Source organism: Phyllobacterium sp., assembly GCF_037994405.1.
Taxonomy (GTDB): Bacteria; Pseudomonadota; Alphaproteobacteria; order Rhizobiales; family Rhizobiaceae; genus Phyllobacterium.
The window spans coordinates 1-18,061 of record NZ_JBBNAN010000347.1 but is presented as its reverse complement, the minus strand read 5'-3'; the positions used below and the strand labels follow the sequence as shown (position 1 = coordinate 18,061).

The 18,061-nt window shown below is 55.9% G+C and carries 15 protein-coding genes and 2 pseudogenes; 8 read left to right on the top strand and 9 right to left on the bottom strand.

Going from position 1 to position 18,061, the window contains the following annotated elements:
* Positions 1 to 323 (top strand): annotated as a pseudogene (locus AAAC48_RS19380) (FAD-binding oxidoreductase); the annotation flags it as partial.
* A gap of 100 nt (positions 324 to 423) precedes the next feature.
* Here the strand turns inward: AAAC48_RS19380 and AAAC48_RS19375 are convergent.
* Positions 424 to 1,173 (bottom strand): SDR family oxidoreductase, encoded by a 750-nt coding sequence (locus tag AAAC48_RS19375; RefSeq protein ID WP_340655753.1) that lies wholly within the window; start codon positions 1,171 to 1,173, stop codon positions 424 to 426.
* Positions 1,166 to 1,762 (bottom strand): annotated as a pseudogene (locus AAAC48_RS19370) (SDR family oxidoreductase); the annotation flags it as partial. The gene AAAC48_RS19375 and the pseudogene AAAC48_RS19370, both read right to left, overlap by 8 nt.
* Before the next feature lie 26 nt (positions 1,763 to 1,788).
* On the opposite strand from AAAC48_RS19370, the gene AAAC48_RS19365 reads away from it, so the two are divergent.
* From AAAC48_RS19365 to AAAC48_RS19340, 6 genes are all read left to right on the top strand, one after another.
* Positions 1,789 to 2,589, top strand: coding sequence for a branched-chain amino acid ABC transporter substrate-binding protein (locus tag AAAC48_RS19365; RefSeq protein ID WP_340655752.1), 801 nt, complete (start codon positions 1,789 to 1,791; stop codon positions 2,587 to 2,589).
* On the top strand, positions 2,561 to 2,806 hold the full coding sequence (locus tag AAAC48_RS19360; RefSeq protein ID WP_340655751.1) for a hypothetical protein: 246 nt from the start codon (positions 2,561 to 2,563) through the stop codon (positions 2,804 to 2,806). Before AAAC48_RS19365 ends, AAAC48_RS19360 begins: the two co-directional genes overlap by 29 nt.
* A 75-nt stretch (positions 2,807 to 2,881) precedes the next feature.
* A complete protein-coding gene (locus tag AAAC48_RS19355) occupies positions 2,882 to 3,799 on the top strand; it encodes a branched-chain amino acid ABC transporter permease LivH (RefSeq protein WP_340655750.1) in 918 nt (305 codons plus the stop codon).
* 5 nt (positions 3,800 to 3,804) lie between these two features.
* On the top strand, positions 3,805 to 5,121 hold the full coding sequence (gene livM, locus AAAC48_RS19350) for a high-affinity branched-chain amino acid ABC transporter permease LivM (protein WP_340655749.1): 1,317 nt from the start codon (positions 3,805 to 3,807) through the stop codon (positions 5,119 to 5,121).
* Positions 5,118 to 5,933 carry an ATP-binding cassette domain-containing protein gene (locus tag AAAC48_RS19345; protein WP_340655748.1) on the top strand — a complete coding sequence of 272 codons (816 nt, stop codon included), beginning with the start codon at positions 5,118 to 5,120 and terminating at the stop codon, positions 5,931 to 5,933. The genes livM and AAAC48_RS19345 overlap by 4 nt, the downstream gene beginning before the upstream one ends.
* Positions 5,930 to 6,664, top strand: coding sequence for an ABC transporter ATP-binding protein (locus AAAC48_RS19340; RefSeq protein WP_340655747.1), 735 nt, complete (start codon positions 5,930 to 5,932; stop codon positions 6,662 to 6,664). Before AAAC48_RS19345 ends, AAAC48_RS19340 begins: the two co-directional genes overlap by 4 nt.
* Before the next feature lie 467 nt (positions 6,665 to 7,131).
* Here the strand turns inward: AAAC48_RS19340 and AAAC48_RS19335 are convergent, their stop codons facing one another.
* The 6 genes from AAAC48_RS19335 to AAAC48_RS19310 all read right to left on the bottom strand — a co-directional run bounded on the left by AAAC48_RS19335 (position 7,132) and on the right by AAAC48_RS19310 (position 16,144).
* Positions 7,132 to 8,493: an alpha-glucosidase/alpha-galactosidase gene (locus AAAC48_RS19335; protein ID WP_340655746.1), complete on the bottom strand. Its 1,362-nt coding sequence runs from the start codon at positions 8,491 to 8,493 to the stop codon at positions 7,132 to 7,134.
* A 17-nt stretch (positions 8,494 to 8,510) separates the two neighbouring features.
* Positions 8,511 to 10,181 carry an ABC transporter ATP-binding protein gene (locus tag AAAC48_RS19330; protein WP_340655745.1) on the bottom strand — a complete coding sequence of 557 codons (1,671 nt, stop codon included), beginning with the start codon at positions 10,179 to 10,181 and terminating at the stop codon, positions 8,511 to 8,513.
* Between the two features lie 11 nt (positions 10,182 to 10,192).
* Positions 10,193 to 11,320: an ABC transporter permease gene (locus AAAC48_RS19325; RefSeq protein ID WP_340655744.1), complete on the bottom strand. Its 1,128-nt coding sequence runs from the start codon at positions 11,318 to 11,320 to the stop codon at positions 10,193 to 10,195.
* Positions 11,320 to 12,330, bottom strand: a complete 1,011-nt coding sequence (locus AAAC48_RS19320) for an ABC transporter permease (RefSeq protein ID WP_340655743.1) — start codon at positions 12,328 to 12,330, stop codon at positions 11,320 to 11,322. The genes AAAC48_RS19325 and AAAC48_RS19320 overlap by 1 nt, the downstream gene beginning before the upstream one ends.
* Positions 12,331 to 12,460: 130 nt before the next feature.
* Complete coding sequence (locus AAAC48_RS19315; protein ID WP_340655742.1) at positions 12,461 to 14,536, bottom strand: ABC transporter substrate-binding protein; 2,076 nt, start codon at positions 14,534 to 14,536, stop codon at positions 12,461 to 12,463.
* A 135-nt stretch (positions 14,537 to 14,671) separates the two neighbouring features.
* Complete coding sequence (locus AAAC48_RS19310; protein ID WP_340655741.1) at positions 14,672 to 16,144, bottom strand: alpha-glucosidase/alpha-galactosidase; 1,473 nt, start codon at positions 16,142 to 16,144, stop codon at positions 14,672 to 14,674.
* A 240-nt stretch (positions 16,145 to 16,384) separates the two neighbouring features.
* Between AAAC48_RS19310 and AAAC48_RS19305 the strand changes: the two genes are divergently transcribed.
* Positions 16,385 to 17,248, top strand: coding sequence for an AraC family transcriptional regulator (locus tag AAAC48_RS19305; RefSeq protein WP_340655754.1), 864 nt, complete (start codon positions 16,385 to 16,387; stop codon positions 17,246 to 17,248).
* Positions 17,249 to 17,413: 165 nt separating this feature from the next.
* Here the strand turns inward: AAAC48_RS19305 and AAAC48_RS19300 are convergent.
* The coding region (locus tag AAAC48_RS19300) for an aldo/keto reductase (RefSeq protein WP_340655740.1) at positions 17,414 to 18,061 on the bottom strand (648 nt) is incomplete at its 5' end.

The following is an 18,061-nucleotide window of genomic DNA, read 5'->3' as shown; positions in this document are numbered from 1 at the left end:
AGGAAATCCGTTGGGACTATTTCTGGTTTGGTGAATTAGATATGCAATATCGAACGATTCCCAGGCTCTACAATCTCGCGCCGGGTGTTGTTGCCCTTACGGGCCTTTCCGGGCGTGGTGTTCCGACAGGAAGCATGTTGGGCGGTATCCTGTCGGACTGGGCAAGGAGCGTGCCGGAAAAGGATCTGGCGCTACAACTCGAGCCACTAAAAGCTGCACCTTTCTACATGAGTTTCGGACCGCAGTTGGCGCTGCGATACTACCGTGTTCGGGACTGGCTTGCTGCAAAACGCGATGGCGCCATGCTTCCACCGCACGCATGATGGAGGCATCAGAGTTGATGCGATTGCGGACTCGGCGCGTCCGGCCCGATGCAACCGGAATAGATAGACCACATTTCCACGATCAGTGTGTTTTCCGTCGCTATTGCTGTTCAAACTTGACCATCGTGCCGCCGCCGGTCGCCTGATCGGTGGGGAAGACTTCGATGCGTGAAACATCCACGAATGCCGGAAGCTCGATGACGTTGGCAATGATTGTCGCGATATGTGACGGCTGAATTGGCCGATAGCCGTTATAGAGCAGTGCCTGCGCCTGGTTTCCGGCCAGTGCGGTACGGTACAAATCCGTCTGGACGCGGCCGGGAACAACCTCGCTTACGCGAACCGACGTGCCCAACAAATCGCAGCGCAAATTGTCACAAAAGAGGCTCAGGCCGGCCTTCGAAGGACCGTATGCGCCCATCGACGGGTAGGGTGCCCGGCCACCGCTCGACCCGAGATAGACAAGGTGACCGCGCTTTCGCTCGACCATTCCAGGGAGAAACGCACGTGTGATATGCATCGGAGCCTTGAGATTGATATCGATCATAGCGTCGATTTCGGCGGGTTCGATTTCGTGAAACGATGCGCGCGTGGAGAGAATACCCGCGTTGTTGACGAGGATGTCGACTTCAATACCGCAGAGTTGCTCGACAATAGCCGCTGTATCGCGGACATCCGCCTTGACTGGCCGAGCACCACAAAGGGCCGTCAGCTCCTGCAGCGAATCTTCACGCCTGCCGACGGCATAGACGGTCAAGCCAAGTTCGCGCAGCTTCAGCACGGTGGCGCGGCCGATCCCGCTTGTCGCGCCGGTGACGACGGCGACGCGGTAAGGTAGGGGCTCAGACATAGATATATCCCCCGCTGATGACGACGTTCTCACCGGTCGCGTAAGTATTGCGGCTGCTTGCCATCATGACGATCCACTCGGCCATCTCGACCGGCTCGGCGGCGCGGCCTAACGCGCTCGCCTTCGCCAATTCGGGAAGGAAGCCAAGCTCTTTAGCGCGATCGGTTGCAAAGCCAGCCGGGGCAACGGAATTGACCAGGATCTGGTCTTTTGCACATTCCTGAGCAAACGACTTCGTCAGGCTGACGACAGCTGCCTTCGTGGCGGCATAGTGGGCATTTTGCGGATGCGCCTTGAATGCGTCGACCGAGGTGACGTTGACGATGCGGCCCGTTACTTCCGCAAGATTGACGTACTTGCGCATATGCAAGACCGCCGCAACCATCATGTGATAGGTACCCTTGATATTCACGGCGTTCTCTAAATCCCAGTCCGCGTCCGTTATCTCGAGAATAGGCTTGCGCGGATAGATGGCCGCGCTGTTGACAAGCGAGTGGACGCGACCGAGTTGCTGGACGATGGATTCGAAGCCGCGATGCGCGCTTTCACCGACCGAAATGTCGACCGTTACGATAGCCACCTCGACACCCTGAGCCTTGAGGGTTCGCCGGTCCCATGACTGGCGCGAACGCCACGTTTGGAGAACAGGTCTTTACCGGTGTTTCAGCGTACATCAAAGATGTGAACGCTGCGGGCGGTGTGAATGGCAAGCAGATTGAATTGGTCAAAGGTGATGACGCATGCGAGCCGAAGCAGGCCGTGGCGGTCGCAAATCGCTTCGTCGATCAAGATAAGGTGCAGGCGGTTGTCGGTCATTTTTGCTCTTCCAGCACCATTCCGGCATCAGAAATCTATAACGAGGCGGGCATTCTCACGGTTACGCCATCTTCCACCAATCCTATTGTCACCGACCGTGGTTTCGACACGATGTTCCGTACATGCGGTCGCGACGACCAACAGGCGGTCGTGGCGGGTGGATTCATACTCGACACCTTGAAGCTCAAGAAAATCGCCTTGGTTCATGATAAGGATACCTACGGCCAAGGTCTGGTCGACGCATTGAAGAAAACGCTTGCCGAGCGGGGCGTTGAACCAGTGCTTTACGAGGGTCTCACCCGCGGCGAGCGCGATTTCAATTCGCTCGTCACCAAGATAAAAAGCTCGGGCGCTGAGGCCGTCTATTTTGGCGGGCTTGTCCCCGAGGCTGGCCCGCTCATTCGACAGATCCATGAGCAGGGCCTTGCTGTGAAGTTTATCAGCGGCGACGCCCTTGCGCAGGCTGAAATTGTGACTGCCGCCGGTGGCCCAAAGAATCTCACGGGGTGTTTATTACTCCTCCGCGGCAGATCCATTGAAGGATCCGGCGACTGCCGACGCTCAGGCTGCTTTGAAGAAGGCCAATATTGCACCGGATAACTATACCCTCTTCGGCTATGCGAGTGCGCAGACCATTGTTGCCGCCCTCGAGGCCACGAAGGACGCAGACGTTAAATCTCAGGTCGACTGGTTGAGAAAGAATTCCGTCAAGACAGCGGTCGGCAATCTCGGCTGGGACGAAAAGGGCGACGTTAAGGGCTTTAAGTTCGTCTTCTACAGTTTCGACGACAAGGGTACCCCCTTCCTTTCGAACTGATTTCTGGATGATCGCGCCGGCCGAACTCACTTTCGGCCGGCCTATTTTATTCCAAAGATCACAAAGGGGTTCGCCATGGACTTTTATATTCTTGCTCAGCAGTTGGTAAACGGCATCACTTTGGGCGCAATTTACGGCCTCATCGCCGTCGGATACACCATGGTTTACGGTGTGATCCGAATGATCAATTTCGCGCACGGCGACGTGTACATGGTTTCAGCATACATCGCCGCGATCACTCTCGCAGTACTACATTTTTTCGGAGTCCAGTCGGTTCCTTTTGCTCTGATCACTGTCCTGGTCATCACTTGCGTCATTACGGGGTTCTACGGCTGGTCAATTGAACGTGTGGCTTACCGCCCGCTGCGCGGTTCAACCAAACTCGCGCCCCTCATCTCTGCGATCGGAATATCCCTGATGCTGCAGAGCTATGTGCAGATTGCCCAAGGTGCTCGCGATCAGGGTGTCCCAGTCCTTATCAGTGGCGCATTTCGCTTAGGATCTGATCGGGATTTTGTACAAATCACATACATGCAGGTCGTGATCCTGGCAGCTTCCTTCATTGCAATGGCAATTTTGACCTACGTGATTAATCACACCCAGATCGGCCGGCAATGCAGGGCGACACAGCAGAACCGGGGCATCTCCGCAATCCTCGGGGTTAATACCGACAGGATCATATCGACAGTGTTCGTCATCGGCGCCGGCACGGCCGCCGTCGGTGGCACGCTCGTTACGATCAACTATGGTTCATTCAACTTCTTCATCGGCTTCGTGATGGGTATCAAAGCCTTCACCGCAGCCGTGCTCGGAGGCATCGGGTCATTGCCGGGCGCAATTCTGGGCGGACTTCTTCTTGGCCTAACCGAAGCACTTTTCGCTGGATACGTCAGCACCGACTACAAGGACGTTTTCGCATTCGCTCTGCTTATCATCATCTTGTTCTTCCGGCCGTATGGCCTGATGGGCCAGCCGGAAATTCAAAAGGTCTGATGCCAATGGATAACGCTGTAAAGCCTGTTCTTATTGTGAAGTTGGCGAAGGAAGCACTCTTCACGTTCGTTATCGCGCTTATCGTTCTGGGCCCAATCTCTGGACTGGTTCTCGAAGGGTTTTCTTTCCGCACCGAGCTCGCTCGCGCGCTCTCGCTCGCGGCGGTTGTTGCCGCCGGTCGTGTTCTCATTTCATTTCTTCTAGGCACTCGCATCTGTTCACGGGCGCTTCAGCGCTTTAACCGGAATAGCGGAGGCGGGGTCACGGTCCGGAAAGGTGACGAGAAGTTTCCTTATGCCGTGATCGCCCTCGTATTCATGGCTGGATTGTCGTTTCCTTTTTTCGCGGACAAATACATCCTCGGCGTTGCGATCCTGGCTCTTATTTATGTTCTGCTTGGACTTGGCCTTAATATCGTGGTGGGCCTGGCTGGTCTGCTCGATCTCGGTTTCGTCGCCTTTTACGCGGTTGGCGCCTATTTGTTGGCGCTCGGGTCGCAGTACATCGGACTGGGTTTCTGGAGTGCGCTTTTGATAGCGCCGTTCCTGGCTGGCTTCTGTGGGATGATCTTGGCATTTCCAGTGCTGCGGATGCACGGAGACTATCTTGCTATCGTCACACTGGGCTTCGGTGAGATCATTCGACTTGTGCTGACGAACTGGTTGGAATTCACCGGAGGCCCCAATGGTGCTCCAGCCCCCGCGCCAACGTTCCTCGGTCTGGAATTCACGAGAACGGCGCGTCAAGGGGGCGTTCCGTTCCATGAGTATTTCGGCATTCCGTACAGCGCAGACTACAAGTTTTGGTTCATCTATATCGTCCTCTTCCTTGTAGTGAGCGGTGTTGTCTATTCTGTGCACCGGCTGCGGGCCATGCCACTCGGTCGTCTCTGGGAAGCCCTTCGGGAAGACGAAATTGCGTGTCGCTCGCTGGGTGTGAACCATGTTTTCACGAAATTGTCGGCCTTCATGCTCGGCGCGTCCACCGGCGGTCTCGCAGGTGTTTTTTTCGCCGTTCACCAGGGCTTCGTGAATCCGACGTCGTTCACGTTCTTTGAATCGGCACTGATACTCGCGATTGTCGTGCTCGGCGGCTTAGGCTCGACGTTCGGAGTCATCCTGGCAGCGCTGGTCCTGACGATTCTGCCCGAGGTTCTTCGCGATTTTGCTGAGTATCGGGTACTTGTGTTCGGCATTCTGATGGTCGTGATGATGATATGGAAACCGCGCGGCCTTGTGCGCATCACGCGTCCTGCTTTCTTCCCGTCGTCAAAATCTGTCGTGGAAATTAGCACCAATCAGGCCTTGGAGGTGGGACGATGAGCGGGGCTGTACTGAGTGTCGAGAACGTAACGATGCGGTTCGGCGGCATTGTAGCGAACAGGAATGTGAGCTTCGAAGCGAAGGAGGGTGCCATTACAGCACTGATCGGTCCAAACGGCGCAGGAAAGACCACTCTGTTCAACTGCATTACAGGTTTTTATCGTGCAAGCGAAGGCCGCATTGGCCTGTGGTCGGACGGGGTGCCGACCGATATCGGCGATCTAATCACAAAACCCATCGTCGGCGGATCGCACCTGGTCACGCGAGCCGGTATCGCAAGGACGTTTCAAAATATCCGTCTTTTCAAAGAGATGTCGGTGATCGAAAATCTCCTCATCGCCCAGCATCTGTCGACGACGAACAACCTCTCAAGTGGGATTTTCAAATCCCGGCGCTTCAATAAGACTGAGATTGAAGCGGTTGACCGAGCTTATTACTGGCTCGCTCAAATGAACCTGCTCGAGGATGCCAACCGCCTTGCCGGCGAACTGCCCTATGGGCGCCAGCGACGCCTCGAGATCGCAAGGGCCATGTGTACATCGCCAAAGCTCATTTGCCTGGATGAACCCGCAGCCGGCCTCAACCCCTCGGAAACACGTGAACTCTCGCAGGTCATTCAAATACTGCGGTCAGAACACGATTTGTCCGTTCTGGTTATCGAGCATGACATGGGTCTGGTAATGAGCATTTCCGACCACATCGTCGTGCTCGATCACGGCGAAGTCATCTCCGACGGAACCCCCAGCGAAGTCGCAAGCGATCCAGCGGTCATCGCCGCCTACTTAGGCGTGAGCGAAGAGGAAGTAGCATGAGCACCAAAACAACGCAGCGTGAACCGCTTCTGGAATTAGTTGGTGTTGAAGCCCACTATGGTCCAATTCAAGCGCTGAGAACCGTCGACGTCCATGTTTGCGCAGGTGAAATCGTCAGTTTGATCGGCGCCAACGGCGCAGGTAAGACCACTTTGCTCTCGACGATTTTTGGGGTTCCCAGGGCCTCATCCGGCTGGATTCGGCATCGTGGCGAGGATATTTCCAGATATCCCACCAGCAAGATTGCCCAACGAGGCATCGCCCTTGTTCCGGAAGGCCGCCAGATTTATCAGGACATGACAGTGGAAGAAAACCTGATGATGGGAACCACAGCCATCGGGATGGACTATTTCAAGGAGGATCGTTCGGCGATGTTCGATCTGTTTCCCCGGCTGAAGGAGCGCCGCAATCAGACGGCCGGAACAATGTCCGGCGGTGAGCAGCAAATGCTTGCCATTGGCCGCGCGATGATGGCGCGGCCCGAACTCATCCTATTTGACGAACCGTCATTGGGTCTCGCGCCACTTGTTGTCAAACGGGTGTTTGAGGTCTTGGCGGAGATCGCCGCTATGGGCAAAACGGTCTTTCTTGTTGAACAGAATGCCAATCATGCGCTGAAGCTCTCGCAGCGGGCATACGTGATGGTCAATGGCAAGATTCAGTTGTCCGGTGACAGTGCTGCGCTGCTCGACAACGAAGACGTTCGCAAAGCCTATCTCGGCCTTCATTAACTTCGCGAATCGGCATGATACACAAGAACCTAATTGCCGGTGAGTGGGTTGGCGACGACGCTTCCACAAACATAAACGGGAACCTTGACGACGAGCAATAATCAGACGGCGGTGGTCAGGCCTCTCCCTGATTGCCAACCGGCCCTGGTGTCGCAGCGGCGGTACCGGTGTTGTTCTGACTAAAATTGGCGACAGGCCGCTCTTCGCTTGCAAAAGTTCGCGACAGAACCCGTCATTGAGCTTTTGCCGTGATGATTGGCCTCGCCATCAGGCCAGCTCATCAGGGCGAGAATCTTGAGATCGGCCATCCGGCCGGCTCAAATCCAGGTTCGGTACCTCGGCTGTCGCGGATGTGGATATTGTCACGGGCGACACAAATCCCACCACCTGAGTAGCGACTAACTGTGGCAATGGCATGCAAGCTCGAGTGGGCTTCCTATGCCGATCGTACCCAACAAAGTAAGATCCTAAGCGCCTTGAATGCTTGCCCAGGCGGGCAGCCAATCGCGATGCGCAGCAAGGAGATCGTCGACAAGCGACCATATCTGATCGAGATCGAGTTCGGCGGCCGTGTGCGGATCCATCATCGCCGCATGGTAGATGTGCTGGCGGTTTTCGGCGACGAGCGCCTGAACGGTCAGTTCCTGCACATTGATGTTGGTGCGGATCAGGGCGGTCAGTTGCGACGGCAGCGCCCCGACATAGGTTGGTTGTATACCCGACGCGTCGACAAGGCATGGTACTTCCACCGCGCAATTGCCGGGCAGGGAGGTAATACAACCATTGTTCCTCACATTGCCGTAAATCACCGACGGTGCGCCCGTCCACACGGAATGCATGATCGACGATGCATATTCGTGGCTCTCGCTCACCTCGATCGTGTCGGTATTGGCATAACTCTCCGCCTGGCTTTTCCAGTGCGCTATCTGTTCGATGCAGCGCTTGGGGTATTCATCCAGCGGAATGCCATACTTCTCGATGAGATCTTCGCGGCCCTCCTTGATGAAATAGGGTGTGTATTCGGCAAAATGTTCGGAACTTTCGGTGACAAAGTAGCCGAGCCTGGTCAGCATTTCATAGCGTACCTTGTTGGGGCAGCGCGGGTTCCAGTGACTGGGCTTCGGCAGCCGCCCTTCGCGATAGCCGCGCACAAGGTCGGGATAGAGATCTCGATAGCCGCCATCCGCCTGCCGCTGTTCGAATTGCAGATAGAATGCCATGTGGTTGATGCCAGCGGCACGATATCGGATGTCCGCGATGGGAATGTCGAGATCGCGGGCAAGCTCGCCCGCCGTCCCCTGAACCGAGTGACAGAGACCCACCTGCCGGATCTCCGGATATTTCTCTGCGATCGCCCAGGTGTTGATCGCCATGGGATTCACATATTGCAGAAGGATGGCCTTTGGGCAGACTGCGAGCATATCCTCGCAGATTTTCCACAAATGCGGCACGGTGCGCAGGCCTCGCATGATGCCACCGACGCCGAGCGTATCGGCAATGGTCTGACGCAGGCCATATTTCTTTGGCACTTCAAAATCGGTGACGGTACAAGGCTCGTAACCACCGATCTGGAACGCAACGACCACGAAATCGGCATTTTCGAGCGCCCGGCGCTGATCGGAATAGGTCTCGATGGTGGCTTTGGCGCCAAGCGTCCTTGCAAGTTTGCCCGCAACGATCTCGCTCTCGGCAAGGCGCTGCGGGTTGACGTCCATCAGCGCGATCGTTGCGCTGGACAGGGCAGGGCGCTGCAGCACATCGCCGATGACGTTTTTCATGAAGACGGTCGACCCGGCTCCGATAAAGGTGATTTTGGGATGGCTTGGCATGGCGGTCTCCAGGAGGATTATGCGGCTACCTCAAAGGCGGCTTTGACAAGCCGTTCAGTGTAGGCGGTCTTGGGGTGGAAGAGGACATCGTCGACGGTGCCTTCCTCGACGATCGTGCCGTTCTGCATCACCATAACGCGATGGCAAAGAGCACGGACGACTTTCAGATCGTGCGAGATAAACAGATAGCTCAAGCCGCAATCGTTCTGCAGCTTGCGCAGCAGATCGATGATCTGTGCCTGGACAGAAAGGTCAAGCGCAGAGGTTGGCTCGTCGAGAAGTATGAATTCCGGTTCGAGTGCAATGGCGCGCGCAATGGCGATACGCTGGCGCTGACCGCCGGAGAATTCATGCGGAAAACGCGAGAGGATATTGTGGGGCATGCCGGCACAGGCCAATGCTTCCTGCACACGGTCAAGGCGCTCCGCACGGTTCGCGCCAATTCTGTTGATGATCAGCCCTTCCTCGATAATCTGCCCGACCGACAAGCGCGGATTGAGCGAGGCAAAGGGATCCTGGAAGACGACCTGCATGCGCGAACGCAAGGGTCGCATTTCTTTGCGGGTCTTATTCTGGATGGACTGACCAGCGAATGTGATCTCGCCAGCGTCGGTATGGATAAGCCGGACGAGCGCCTGCCCGAATGTCGTCTTGCCCGATCCGGATTCGCCGACAATTCCCAAAGTCTCATGCCGGTGAAGTTTCAAACTAAGGCTATCGACCGCAACAAGCTCATGCAGTTCGGGCCTGAAGAAGCCACCGCGCTTCAATAGGTAGGAAACCCGAACGGACTTGCCTTCCAAAATAGTATCGCAGTTTGTTGGGAGAGGATTGGCCTGCCCCTTCGGTTCTGATGCGAGCAGGTGGCGTGTGTAGGGATGCCGCGGCGCTTCGAAAAGCGCGGCAGTTGTGTTGTGTTCCTTTACCTCCCCATGCTGCATGACATAGACATAGTCGGAAAACTGCCGCACGACGGTAAGATCATGCGTGATCAGGATCACCGCCATGCCGAGCCGCTTCTGCAGGTCCCGGATGAGATTGAGAATCTGCGCCTGAACGGTCACATCCAGCGCCGTCGTTGGCTCGTCGGCAATCAACACGTCAGGATGGTTGGCGAGCGCCATAGCAATCATCACGCGCTGGCGCTGCCCGCCGGAGAGCTGGTGCGGATACTGATTGAGCCGTGATGACGGATCAGGAATCTGTACCTGGGCCAAAAACTCGAGGGCACGCTTTTGTGCCTCGCGCCGGCTGACGCGGCGATGCACGCGAATGGCCTCAACGATCTGGCTACCGATCGTGTAGATCGGATTGAGTGAGCTCATCGGCTCCTGAAAGATCATGGACATGCGGTCGCCGCGCAGCTTCCGCCGCTCGCGTCCGGAGAATCTCAGCACATCCTTGCCGTTGTAGTTGATCGTCGCCGTCTTTGAGACGGAAGCACGCTTCGTCAGTAGACCCATTATTGTGCGGGCCGTTACCGATTTACCGGATCCCGACTCCCCAACGATAGCAATGGTTTCGCCCTTATAGAGCTGGAAAGAGACGTCCTTGACGGCATCGATCATTCCACCTTCAACCCTGAATTTGACGGCGATATTGCACGCACTGATGATCGGCGGGTGGCTGTGTGTGGCGTGATCCTGCCGCTGACGTGGCGCAATTGTTTCGAGATCGGAAATCTGCATCGCTTCAGGCCTCAATAGGGATCAACGGCGTCGCGCAGACCATCACCCAGTGCATTGAACGCAAAGACGGTGAGGAGCACGAAGGCGACGGGAGTGAGGATCCAGGGATAGGAACCAATGACCGAGTAGGTCGCAGTATCCTGCAGCATCAGGCCCCAGGAAATCAGCGGTGGTTTAACGGCAAATCCGAGAAAGCCGAGGAAGGATTCAAGAAGAACCACCTGCGGGATGGCGAGAGTGACCGCGACAATCACGTGGCTCAGCACATTGGGCAAAATATGCTGGAAGATGATGCGCCGGTCGGTTGCCCCTACGGCCATGGCCGCACGCACATATTCGATCCGTGCAAGGGCCAGTGTCTTGCCGCGAACTTCGCGTGACATTTGCGCCCAGCCGAGCGCCGACATGACGATGATTACGAAGGCAAGAAAAACATTCGTCGGAGCGGTCACCGGAATAAGCGAACTCAAAGCGAGATAGAGCGGCAGTTGTGGAAATGCCAGGACCAGATCAACGAAGCGCTGTGTCCATGCATCGAACTGTCCGCCGAAATAGCCTGAGACCAAGCCCATAGTCGTACCGACGACAGTCACTATGAACACCACGATCAACGCGATCATCAGTGAGATACGTGAACCATAGATGGCGCGGGAAAGGACATCACGTCCGAACTTGTCCGTTCCAAGAAAGTGCACAGGCTTACCATCGCGAGTGCCAAAGAAATGACGGTCGAAAGGAATGATGCCGAGCAGCTTGTATTCGAAGCCTTTTACAAAAAATCCGAGCAGCCTGGGGTTGTCATAATCCGGTCCGACGATGGGCTGAAACGTAACTGGATCCAGCTCCTCAGTCTCCGCTGTGGGATAGGTCCGAGGACGGAAAGCGAAATTGCCTTCTTTGTCGGAAAATCGGACTATTTCCGGTGGTGCAAACCCGATATCGGTCTGCTTTGGGTCGACAGGTGCGAGAAAGCCGGCGAAGAGCGCCATAACAAGCAGGAGGCAGACGAGAACGAGACCGGTCATGCCTGTCCACGAGCGTTTCAGCCGCCGCCAAACTAGCGCGATGTAGCTTTCATTACCGTGTTTGGCATCAATAGTTTTTGCCAAAGGTGCAGTTGATTGAATGTGCATCTGCATCAGCTTGCCTCCCCATATTGCCGCACACGCGGATCCATCAACGCGAGGAGAAGGTCAGCAATGATGTTGCCAACAATGAGTGTCGCTGAAAGCACCAGCATGAAGGTGGCAGTGACATAGACATCGCCGACCCACATGGACCCGACGATAGCCGGACCGACCGTCGGCAGGGCGAAGATAATGGCGGTTTCGATCTCACCCGTTAGCATGTAGGGCAGAACCACGCCCTGATACATGATCAGCGGATGCATCGCGTTCGGAACGGCATGCCGCATGATGACCGCACCTTCGCTCAAGCCTTTGGCACGGGCTGTCTCCACATATTGGGCATTGAGCGTATCAAGCAGATTGCCGCGCATCACACGCATATTGTAGGCAAGTCCGCCAAATGTGGCGATGGCGACAACCGGCCACACGTGCTGGACGAGATCGACAAACTTGCCCCAGGACCAAGGCGCACCGCCGTAACGCGCCGAGTGGAAACTACCGATCTCCGAGACGTTGAAGTGAAATACCAGCACATAGACAATGATCAAGGCCATCAGAAAACGCGGTACTGTCATGCCGAGAAACGATATTCCCGACAGCAGGCTGTCGATCCACGAATATTGTCGTGTCGCGGCTAGTATTCCAAAGCTGATGCCGATAACTGAAGCGAGGATGTGACAGGTCAGGGCCAGCAGCAACGTTCGAGGCAGCCGCTCAACGACCACGTCAGCAACAGGCTTGTTGAAGAACAGGCTATGCCCGAAATCACCACGCGTCACCATGCCGACGACCCAGTTGACGTATTGGACCGGCAAGGGCTTGTCGAGGCCATTGGCAACGCGATAGGCCTTAGCCTGCGCATCGGCGGCCTCAAAGGAAGCGCCGCCCTGATTGATGAGTTGCGATCGGATGTAGTCGGCATAGTCACCCGGTGGTGCCTGAATAATAACAAAGGTCACTACACTAAGGACGAATAGCACCGGAACGGCAGATGCAATTCGCACCAGGAGGAATCGTAACATTGGCCGTTTCGCTTCTCTTTGTTAACTGGTTTACATTCGACGCAATCAGCTGCGCGGCTAAAATTGGCTTTCTGAAATCCCTCCTCCGGCCGCACCAATGTGCGGCCGGAAAGTCAGAGCTTTGGGAGGCTCAGTTCATCGGGCCATTACCGCCCGGCTTTCCTGGCAACTGTTCAGGGAACAATTCGTAATCGCCCTGTTTTTCGGCCTTGACGAAGACACGCTCGCGAATGATCGTGTCCTCGGCCCAGTTGAACATGAAGATCGGTGCGCCGGATGGAATGTTGGAAAAGCGCTTATTGATTATCAGGGCGCCTGAATACTCGGTCAGGCCAACCGTGTTGACGTTCGAGGTGTAAATCTTCTGATATTGCTTCATCAGTTCGGCGCGTTCATCCTTGTCCTGGCTTGAGATGAACTTGTTCACCACATCGACGAGTTGCTGCTCGAAGGGCATGAGATCAAGTTGGCCTCCCTCCGGTGCGCGGTGATGCCAGCTCGTGCGCGGTCCCGTCGGCGCCAGCTGTTCTGTGTTCTGCACTACCGACGCCAGTTCGGCATGATGACGCATGATCATCCAATCGAAGCGCCCGCCGTAATTTGCAGCATCGCGCTGATTGCCGTCGAGCGCATTGATAATGACCCGCAGGCCGAGCTTCTCCAACTGGCCAATGACGCCCTCGGCGAGGTTCTTATCAGTGTTGTAACCATTGTTCACGAGGAGAGTGATCTCAACATCCTTGCCCCCGGCCTTGTCCGCCGGGAAATTCACGATACCGTTGCCGTCAGTGTCTTTTAGCCCGGCTTTTTCGAGCTCCACCTTGGCACCTTCCAGATCGAACGGATAGTAGACCGTGGATTGCCTGTCATAGAAACTTGTGCCCGATGAAATGCCGCCCGGATAGATCGCCGTGAACGGGCCTTTGACCAGTGACTCAGAAAGCCTCTTCCTGTCGATAGCCATGGTTACCGCCTTGCGGAAGTGCTCGTTGCGATTGAGCTCGCGAATAGCCTGCCCGCGGGCGTCGGGCTGACCCCAGCCATTGGCGGAAAAATTCATGTAGAGATTGTAGCCGATGAGACGTGGTCCGAACGCCAGGCGGGCCGGGGCATTGTCCTGCGCCGCGCGCTTCAGGGACTCGACGAAATTTTCCGGCTGCTCCAGATTGGAGAAGTCGCCCGAACCTGCCACAGCCTGCACGTCGCGATCGGCCCAAGTGGACAATTTATAATGCAGTTCGTTGATATAGGGCAGCTGATTGCCGGCCTCATCCACCTTCCAGTAATAGGGATTGCGGCGTAAAACGATGATGTCGTCAGACCGGTATTCCACCGGAACCCAGGCGCCCATAACCGGAATGTTCATGTATTCAGGCGGAAAGCCGTTCTTGTACTGGTCGTAGGTTGTCTGCGCATATTTTGGATGCTTTGTCCTTAGAATGTGGGCCGGGCCCGGACAGAATGTTCCATAGGCCATGGCGTAGAGATACTGGCGCGGGAAGGCCTCTTTGAAAGTCCACTCGACTGTGTAGGTGTCGATTTTCCTGAGCGTCGTGCCGGGGCCAAAACTTTCCTGTGTTGCGCCGTTCAAGGGGGAAACGTTCGGATCGAGAACATTGTCCTCCCAGTAGAACATCACGTCATCGGCATCGAAAGCAACGCCGTCTGACCATTTCGCGCCTTCGATAAGGTGCATGGTCAGTTTGTGACCATCTGCTGACCACTCCCAAGCCTTCGCAAGGTTCGGCAGCGGTTCAATGTCTTTGGCCTCCACCTGGAAAAGCGGGGCGGTCCGTGTAAGGCACTCCGACATTGCGATGTCGATGCCACCCCAACCCTGCGATTGGCCAGCGCTGTAGTTCCAGCCTTCCGGACGTCCACCGATGACATGGCGCAATGTGTCGCCATAAACGCCAATGCCGTCGGGCATGTTGCCGGTCTTGAAGACCAAAGGCTCCTTGGGAAGCCGGTCCTTGACTGGCGGAAGCTCCCCCGTCTTGACATACTTTTGCGTGACCCAGCCTGGCTCATGATATTCGGGCAAGGCCTTAAATTCGACGATGGAGTCTCTCGGAACATAGGTGATCGGGGCTTGAGCCTTGAATTCCGCGGGTTCTGGCGGAACCGTGGGTTCTGATGCCAGGGCCGGAAAGGCCAGCATCGAAACGCCAATGATTAGTTTGCTCCAGTAGCGAAAATGGCTCATCGTCTCTCCCTCTATGCTTCTGACCGGTTACGCCGGACCACTCCTCCCGGCAGCAATGAAGCAAATTGCTGCCGCTTGTTTCATTTCGCCCGAGATTTCGACGTCTCCTCCAAGACAAAGAAATCCGTATGGAAACTAACCTGCTGCCTGCTTCGCCAGTGCTTTTTCTGCTCTAAGTTCCTCGATGGAACGCACCGAACGGCTGGCGACGCCCTTCCAGTCGCGTGTTGCCACGGTCTTGTGGCGCAAGCGCTCCCTGGCTCCATCAAGCGCATGTGCGTACTGCGGGAGCCACCGCGCCTGGGCGACCACCATTTCGTCGACCATCTGCCAGACCTCTTCCGGTGTGCAGACCGCACCAACGAGCGGGTCATGCAACACGGCGAGTTTCAGCAGATCGATATCGCCGCTGACCGCCGCATGCACGGCCATGCGTTGTACATTGATGGATGAAATGCAGGTTGCCGCGCAGGCTTCTGGCAGCGTGATGCCGGCGACCATATTGATACCGAAGCGATCAACGAATCCCGGCGATTCAATAATCGCGTCGGCCGGCAGGTTCGTGATGATGCCGGTGTTCCTCGTGTTGAAATGGCCGCGATAAACCCGCCCGGTTTCCATGGCTTCAAGAATATGGCTGGCGTGTTCGTTGGAGCGGCGGGCCGGATCAATCGGCTTGGCGGCGGCCTCGAGAAATTGCGGGAACTCGGTTTCGAACCAGTTGCGGGTTTCGGTCGAGTATCGCAGATAGCCACCTGTCTCGCCATGAATCCAGTCGGACATGTCGATCCATTTTGCGATCTCGTCGGGCCTTTTGCGATACCACGGCAAATATTCAGAAAGATGGCCATTGCTTTCGGTCGAATAGACTCCAAACCGCTTCAGCACATCTATGCGAAGCTTCTCCTGCTGTGAGTAGACGGGATGAGCTTCGAATGCCGCGATCAGTTCGTCCTTGCCAATCTTGCGGCCACGCAAACACAGATCGATGAACCATGTCTGATGGTTGATCCCGGCACAGATATAATCGAGTTCGTCCTTGGACCGTGCGCCGAGAATGTCGGCGATCTGCTCGGCGCCGTGCTGGACGCCGTGGCAAAGGCCAATCGTATCCACCTTGCCATATTCAATAGCCGCCCAGGTATTCATTGCCATCGGATTGGCATAGTTGAGGAACCTTGCGCCGGGTTCCGCCACGTCGCGGATATCTTTGCAAAAATCGAGGATGACGGGAATATTGCGCTGCCCGTAGAGGATCCCACCGGCACAGATCGTGTCACCTACGCACTGGTCGATGCCGTACTTCAAAGGGATGGCTATGTCGTCGGCATAGGCCTCAAGTCCGCCGACACGAACACAGCTGATAACAAAGCGGGCACCTTCCATCGCCTCTCGCCGATTCGTCGTCGCTGTAACCCGCGTCGGCAATTTGTTGGCCTCGACAATGCGATCCAGAATGGCTTTGATCATCTTGAGGTTATGGTCACTGATGTCGGTCAGGGCAAACTCGATGTCCTTGAACTCAGGGACACAAAGGATATCGGTGAACAGTTTCTTGGTGAAACCCACGCTGCCGGCGCCGATGATGGCGATCTTGAAACTGCTCATGCTGACCTCGATCATATGAGAACCGGCTGGAGCAGTGAAAAAAGGGTATGCGCTGACGCCCAAACGCCAATGCTTTCAAAGACCAGGATTGTCCTGGCTTGCCTCCTTTGACACGTCTCGCAACAGTTCATCTACTGTTCTTTGCCCGTATTATGCGTATATTCCCCCGGTCGAATAGAGAGGGATTGTGCTTTTGAGGGTAATTTTGTGCTGCAGAAATTGATTGCGTCCGGACCGGTCATGAAGACGGTTTCGCTACCGCGCGGGCGGCATTCGCTTCATACGATGCCAACTAGCACTGGCTATGAGGTTCGCCGCGATGAGATATATGACTGGGATGGACGAAAACGCGGCCAGACGCCCTTCACTGTCCTGCAGCACACGATCGGCGGAACGGGTAATCTGCGTTATGAAAACCGCACCTACAAAGTGCGTTCGGGTGAAACTCTGCTGGTCCTGGTGCCACATAATCATCGCTATTGGCTAGCGCCGGGAGAGCATTGGGAATATTTCTGGATTTCGATGAATGGCGAGGAGGCGCTGCGCATCCATCGCTCGGTTCTGGCCGTTCACGGCCCGGTCCTGAAGCTGCCGGCAGAAACGATAGAACATCTCGCCGACTGTAGTTTACGGCTCATCCAGAACGCCGAAACAGCGGGGCGTGCTTCTTCAATTGCCTATGAAGCTGCCATGGCTCTCTATGACGGCACCTTTGGTTCGCACACTGTTGCGCCAAATGAGCGGACGGCCATGCAGCCGGTTATCGATCACATCAGCGCCAATCTCGACAAACCGCTTCCCGTTGAAGAACTTGCAGGCGTATCTGGTCTGAGCCGCGCGCATTTCTCCCGGGTTTTTGCCGAAAGCGAAGGCTTGCCGCCGGCCGAATTCGTTCTGCAAAAACGGATGCAGCGTGCGACGAAACTCTTGACCAATGCCGCCTTTCTGCCGGTCAAGGAGGTCGCAATCATGACTGGGTTTGACGATGCCAATTATTTCTCGAAGGTTTTCAAGCGCATCTATGGAGCCAGTCCGACCGAATTTCGAACGACCGGCATGTATGCCAGCATTTCCAACCGCGCACCCGGTTCTGACGAGGCGTAGGCCAGCAGGGCTCATATCATTGGCTCGGCTACGGGGTGCGCCAAGAGCCGTCGCCTCGAGCGCCTGCTGATCGCGGCCATGTCCTTGCCCGTCCACTTTTAGTAAACAGCCCTCGATACACGCTAGATATCTCGCGCGGCGCTCTGCGGTCCCGCGCAATATCAACTAACCTTCCAGCCATTTCACCTGATCCGGCGTGAGGTTGATGTCGAGAGCCGATAGACTGTCCTCGAGTTCACCCAGCGTGCGCGGGCCGATCAAGGGAATGATCGGGAAGGGCTGCGCCAGAACATAGGCAAGCGCGATGTGGATCGGATTGCGGCCAAGCGTTCTGGCAAGTTCGATTGCCCGGTCACGCCGTCCGAAATTCCTGTCTGAATACCAAACACGCACCAGTTCTTCGTCGTCCCGCTTGTCTCGTCCAGCACGTTCCGTGAAGAAGCCGCGGCCCTGACTTGACCAGGCGAAGTTCGGTATCTGTCTCGTGTTGAACCACGTTTTCCACTGATCATCGGAAGCTGCCACGCAACCAGCCCAGATCGGGTCGAGCATTTCAGCCAGCGAGAAATTGTTCGACAGAACGCCGGGCGCTGTCTTTCCATTTTTTGCGGCATAGACGATTGCCTCATCCATCCGTTCGCGCGTCCAGTTCGAGCCGCCAAATGATCCGCGGATACGACCAGCCTTTACCTCCGCATCCATGGCATCAACGAATTCGCCAACCGGAATATCGGTGTTGTCACGATGCATGAAATAAAGATCAACATAGTCGGTTTTGAGCCGGTCAAGCGAGCGGGACAATTGCTTGCCGAT

Coding starts and splice junctions, on each gene's coding strand:
- AAAC48_RS19340 (WP_340655747.1), top strand. CDS start 5,930: ATGAGCACCAAAACAACGCAGCGTGAACCGCTTCTGGAATTAGTTGGT.
- AAAC48_RS19355 (WP_340655750.1), top strand. CDS start 2,882: ATGGACTTTTATATTCTTGCTCAGCAGTTGGTAAACGGCATCACTTTG.
- AAAC48_RS19320 (WP_340655743.1), bottom strand. CDS start 12,330: ATGTTACGATTCCTCCTGGTGCGAATTGCATCTGCCGTTCCGGTGCTA.
- AAAC48_RS19315 (WP_340655742.1), bottom strand. CDS start 14,536: ATGAGCCATTTTCGCTACTGGAGCAAACTAATCATTGGCGTTTCGATG.
- AAAC48_RS19345 (WP_340655748.1), top strand. CDS start 5,118: ATGAGCGGGGCTGTACTGAGTGTCGAGAACGTAACGATGCGGTTCGGC.
- AAAC48_RS19330 (WP_340655745.1), bottom strand. CDS start 10,181: ATGCAGATTTCCGATCTCGAAACAATTGCGCCACGTCAGCGGCAGGAT.
- AAAC48_RS19375 (WP_340655753.1), bottom strand. CDS start 1,173: ATGTCTGAGCCCCTACCTTACCGCGTCGCCGTCGTCACCGGCGCGACA.
- AAAC48_RS19325 (WP_340655744.1), bottom strand. CDS start 11,320: ATGCAGATGCACATTCAATCAACTGCACCTTTGGCAAAAACTATTGAT.
- AAAC48_RS19365 (WP_340655752.1), top strand. CDS start 1,789: ATGACTGGCGCGAACGCCACGTTTGGAGAACAGGTCTTTACCGGTGTT.
- AAAC48_RS19335 (WP_340655746.1), bottom strand. CDS start 8,493: ATGCCAAGCCATCCCAAAATCACCTTTATCGGAGCCGGGTCGACCGTC.
- AAAC48_RS19310 (WP_340655741.1), bottom strand. CDS start 16,144: ATGAGCAGTTTCAAGATCGCCATCATCGGCGCCGGCAGCGTGGGTTTC.
- livM (WP_340655749.1), top strand. CDS start 3,805: ATGGATAACGCTGTAAAGCCTGTTCTTATTGTGAAGTTGGCGAAGGAA.
- AAAC48_RS19305 (WP_340655754.1), top strand. CDS start 16,385: ATGAAGACGGTTTCGCTACCGCGCGGGCGGCATTCGCTTCATACGATG.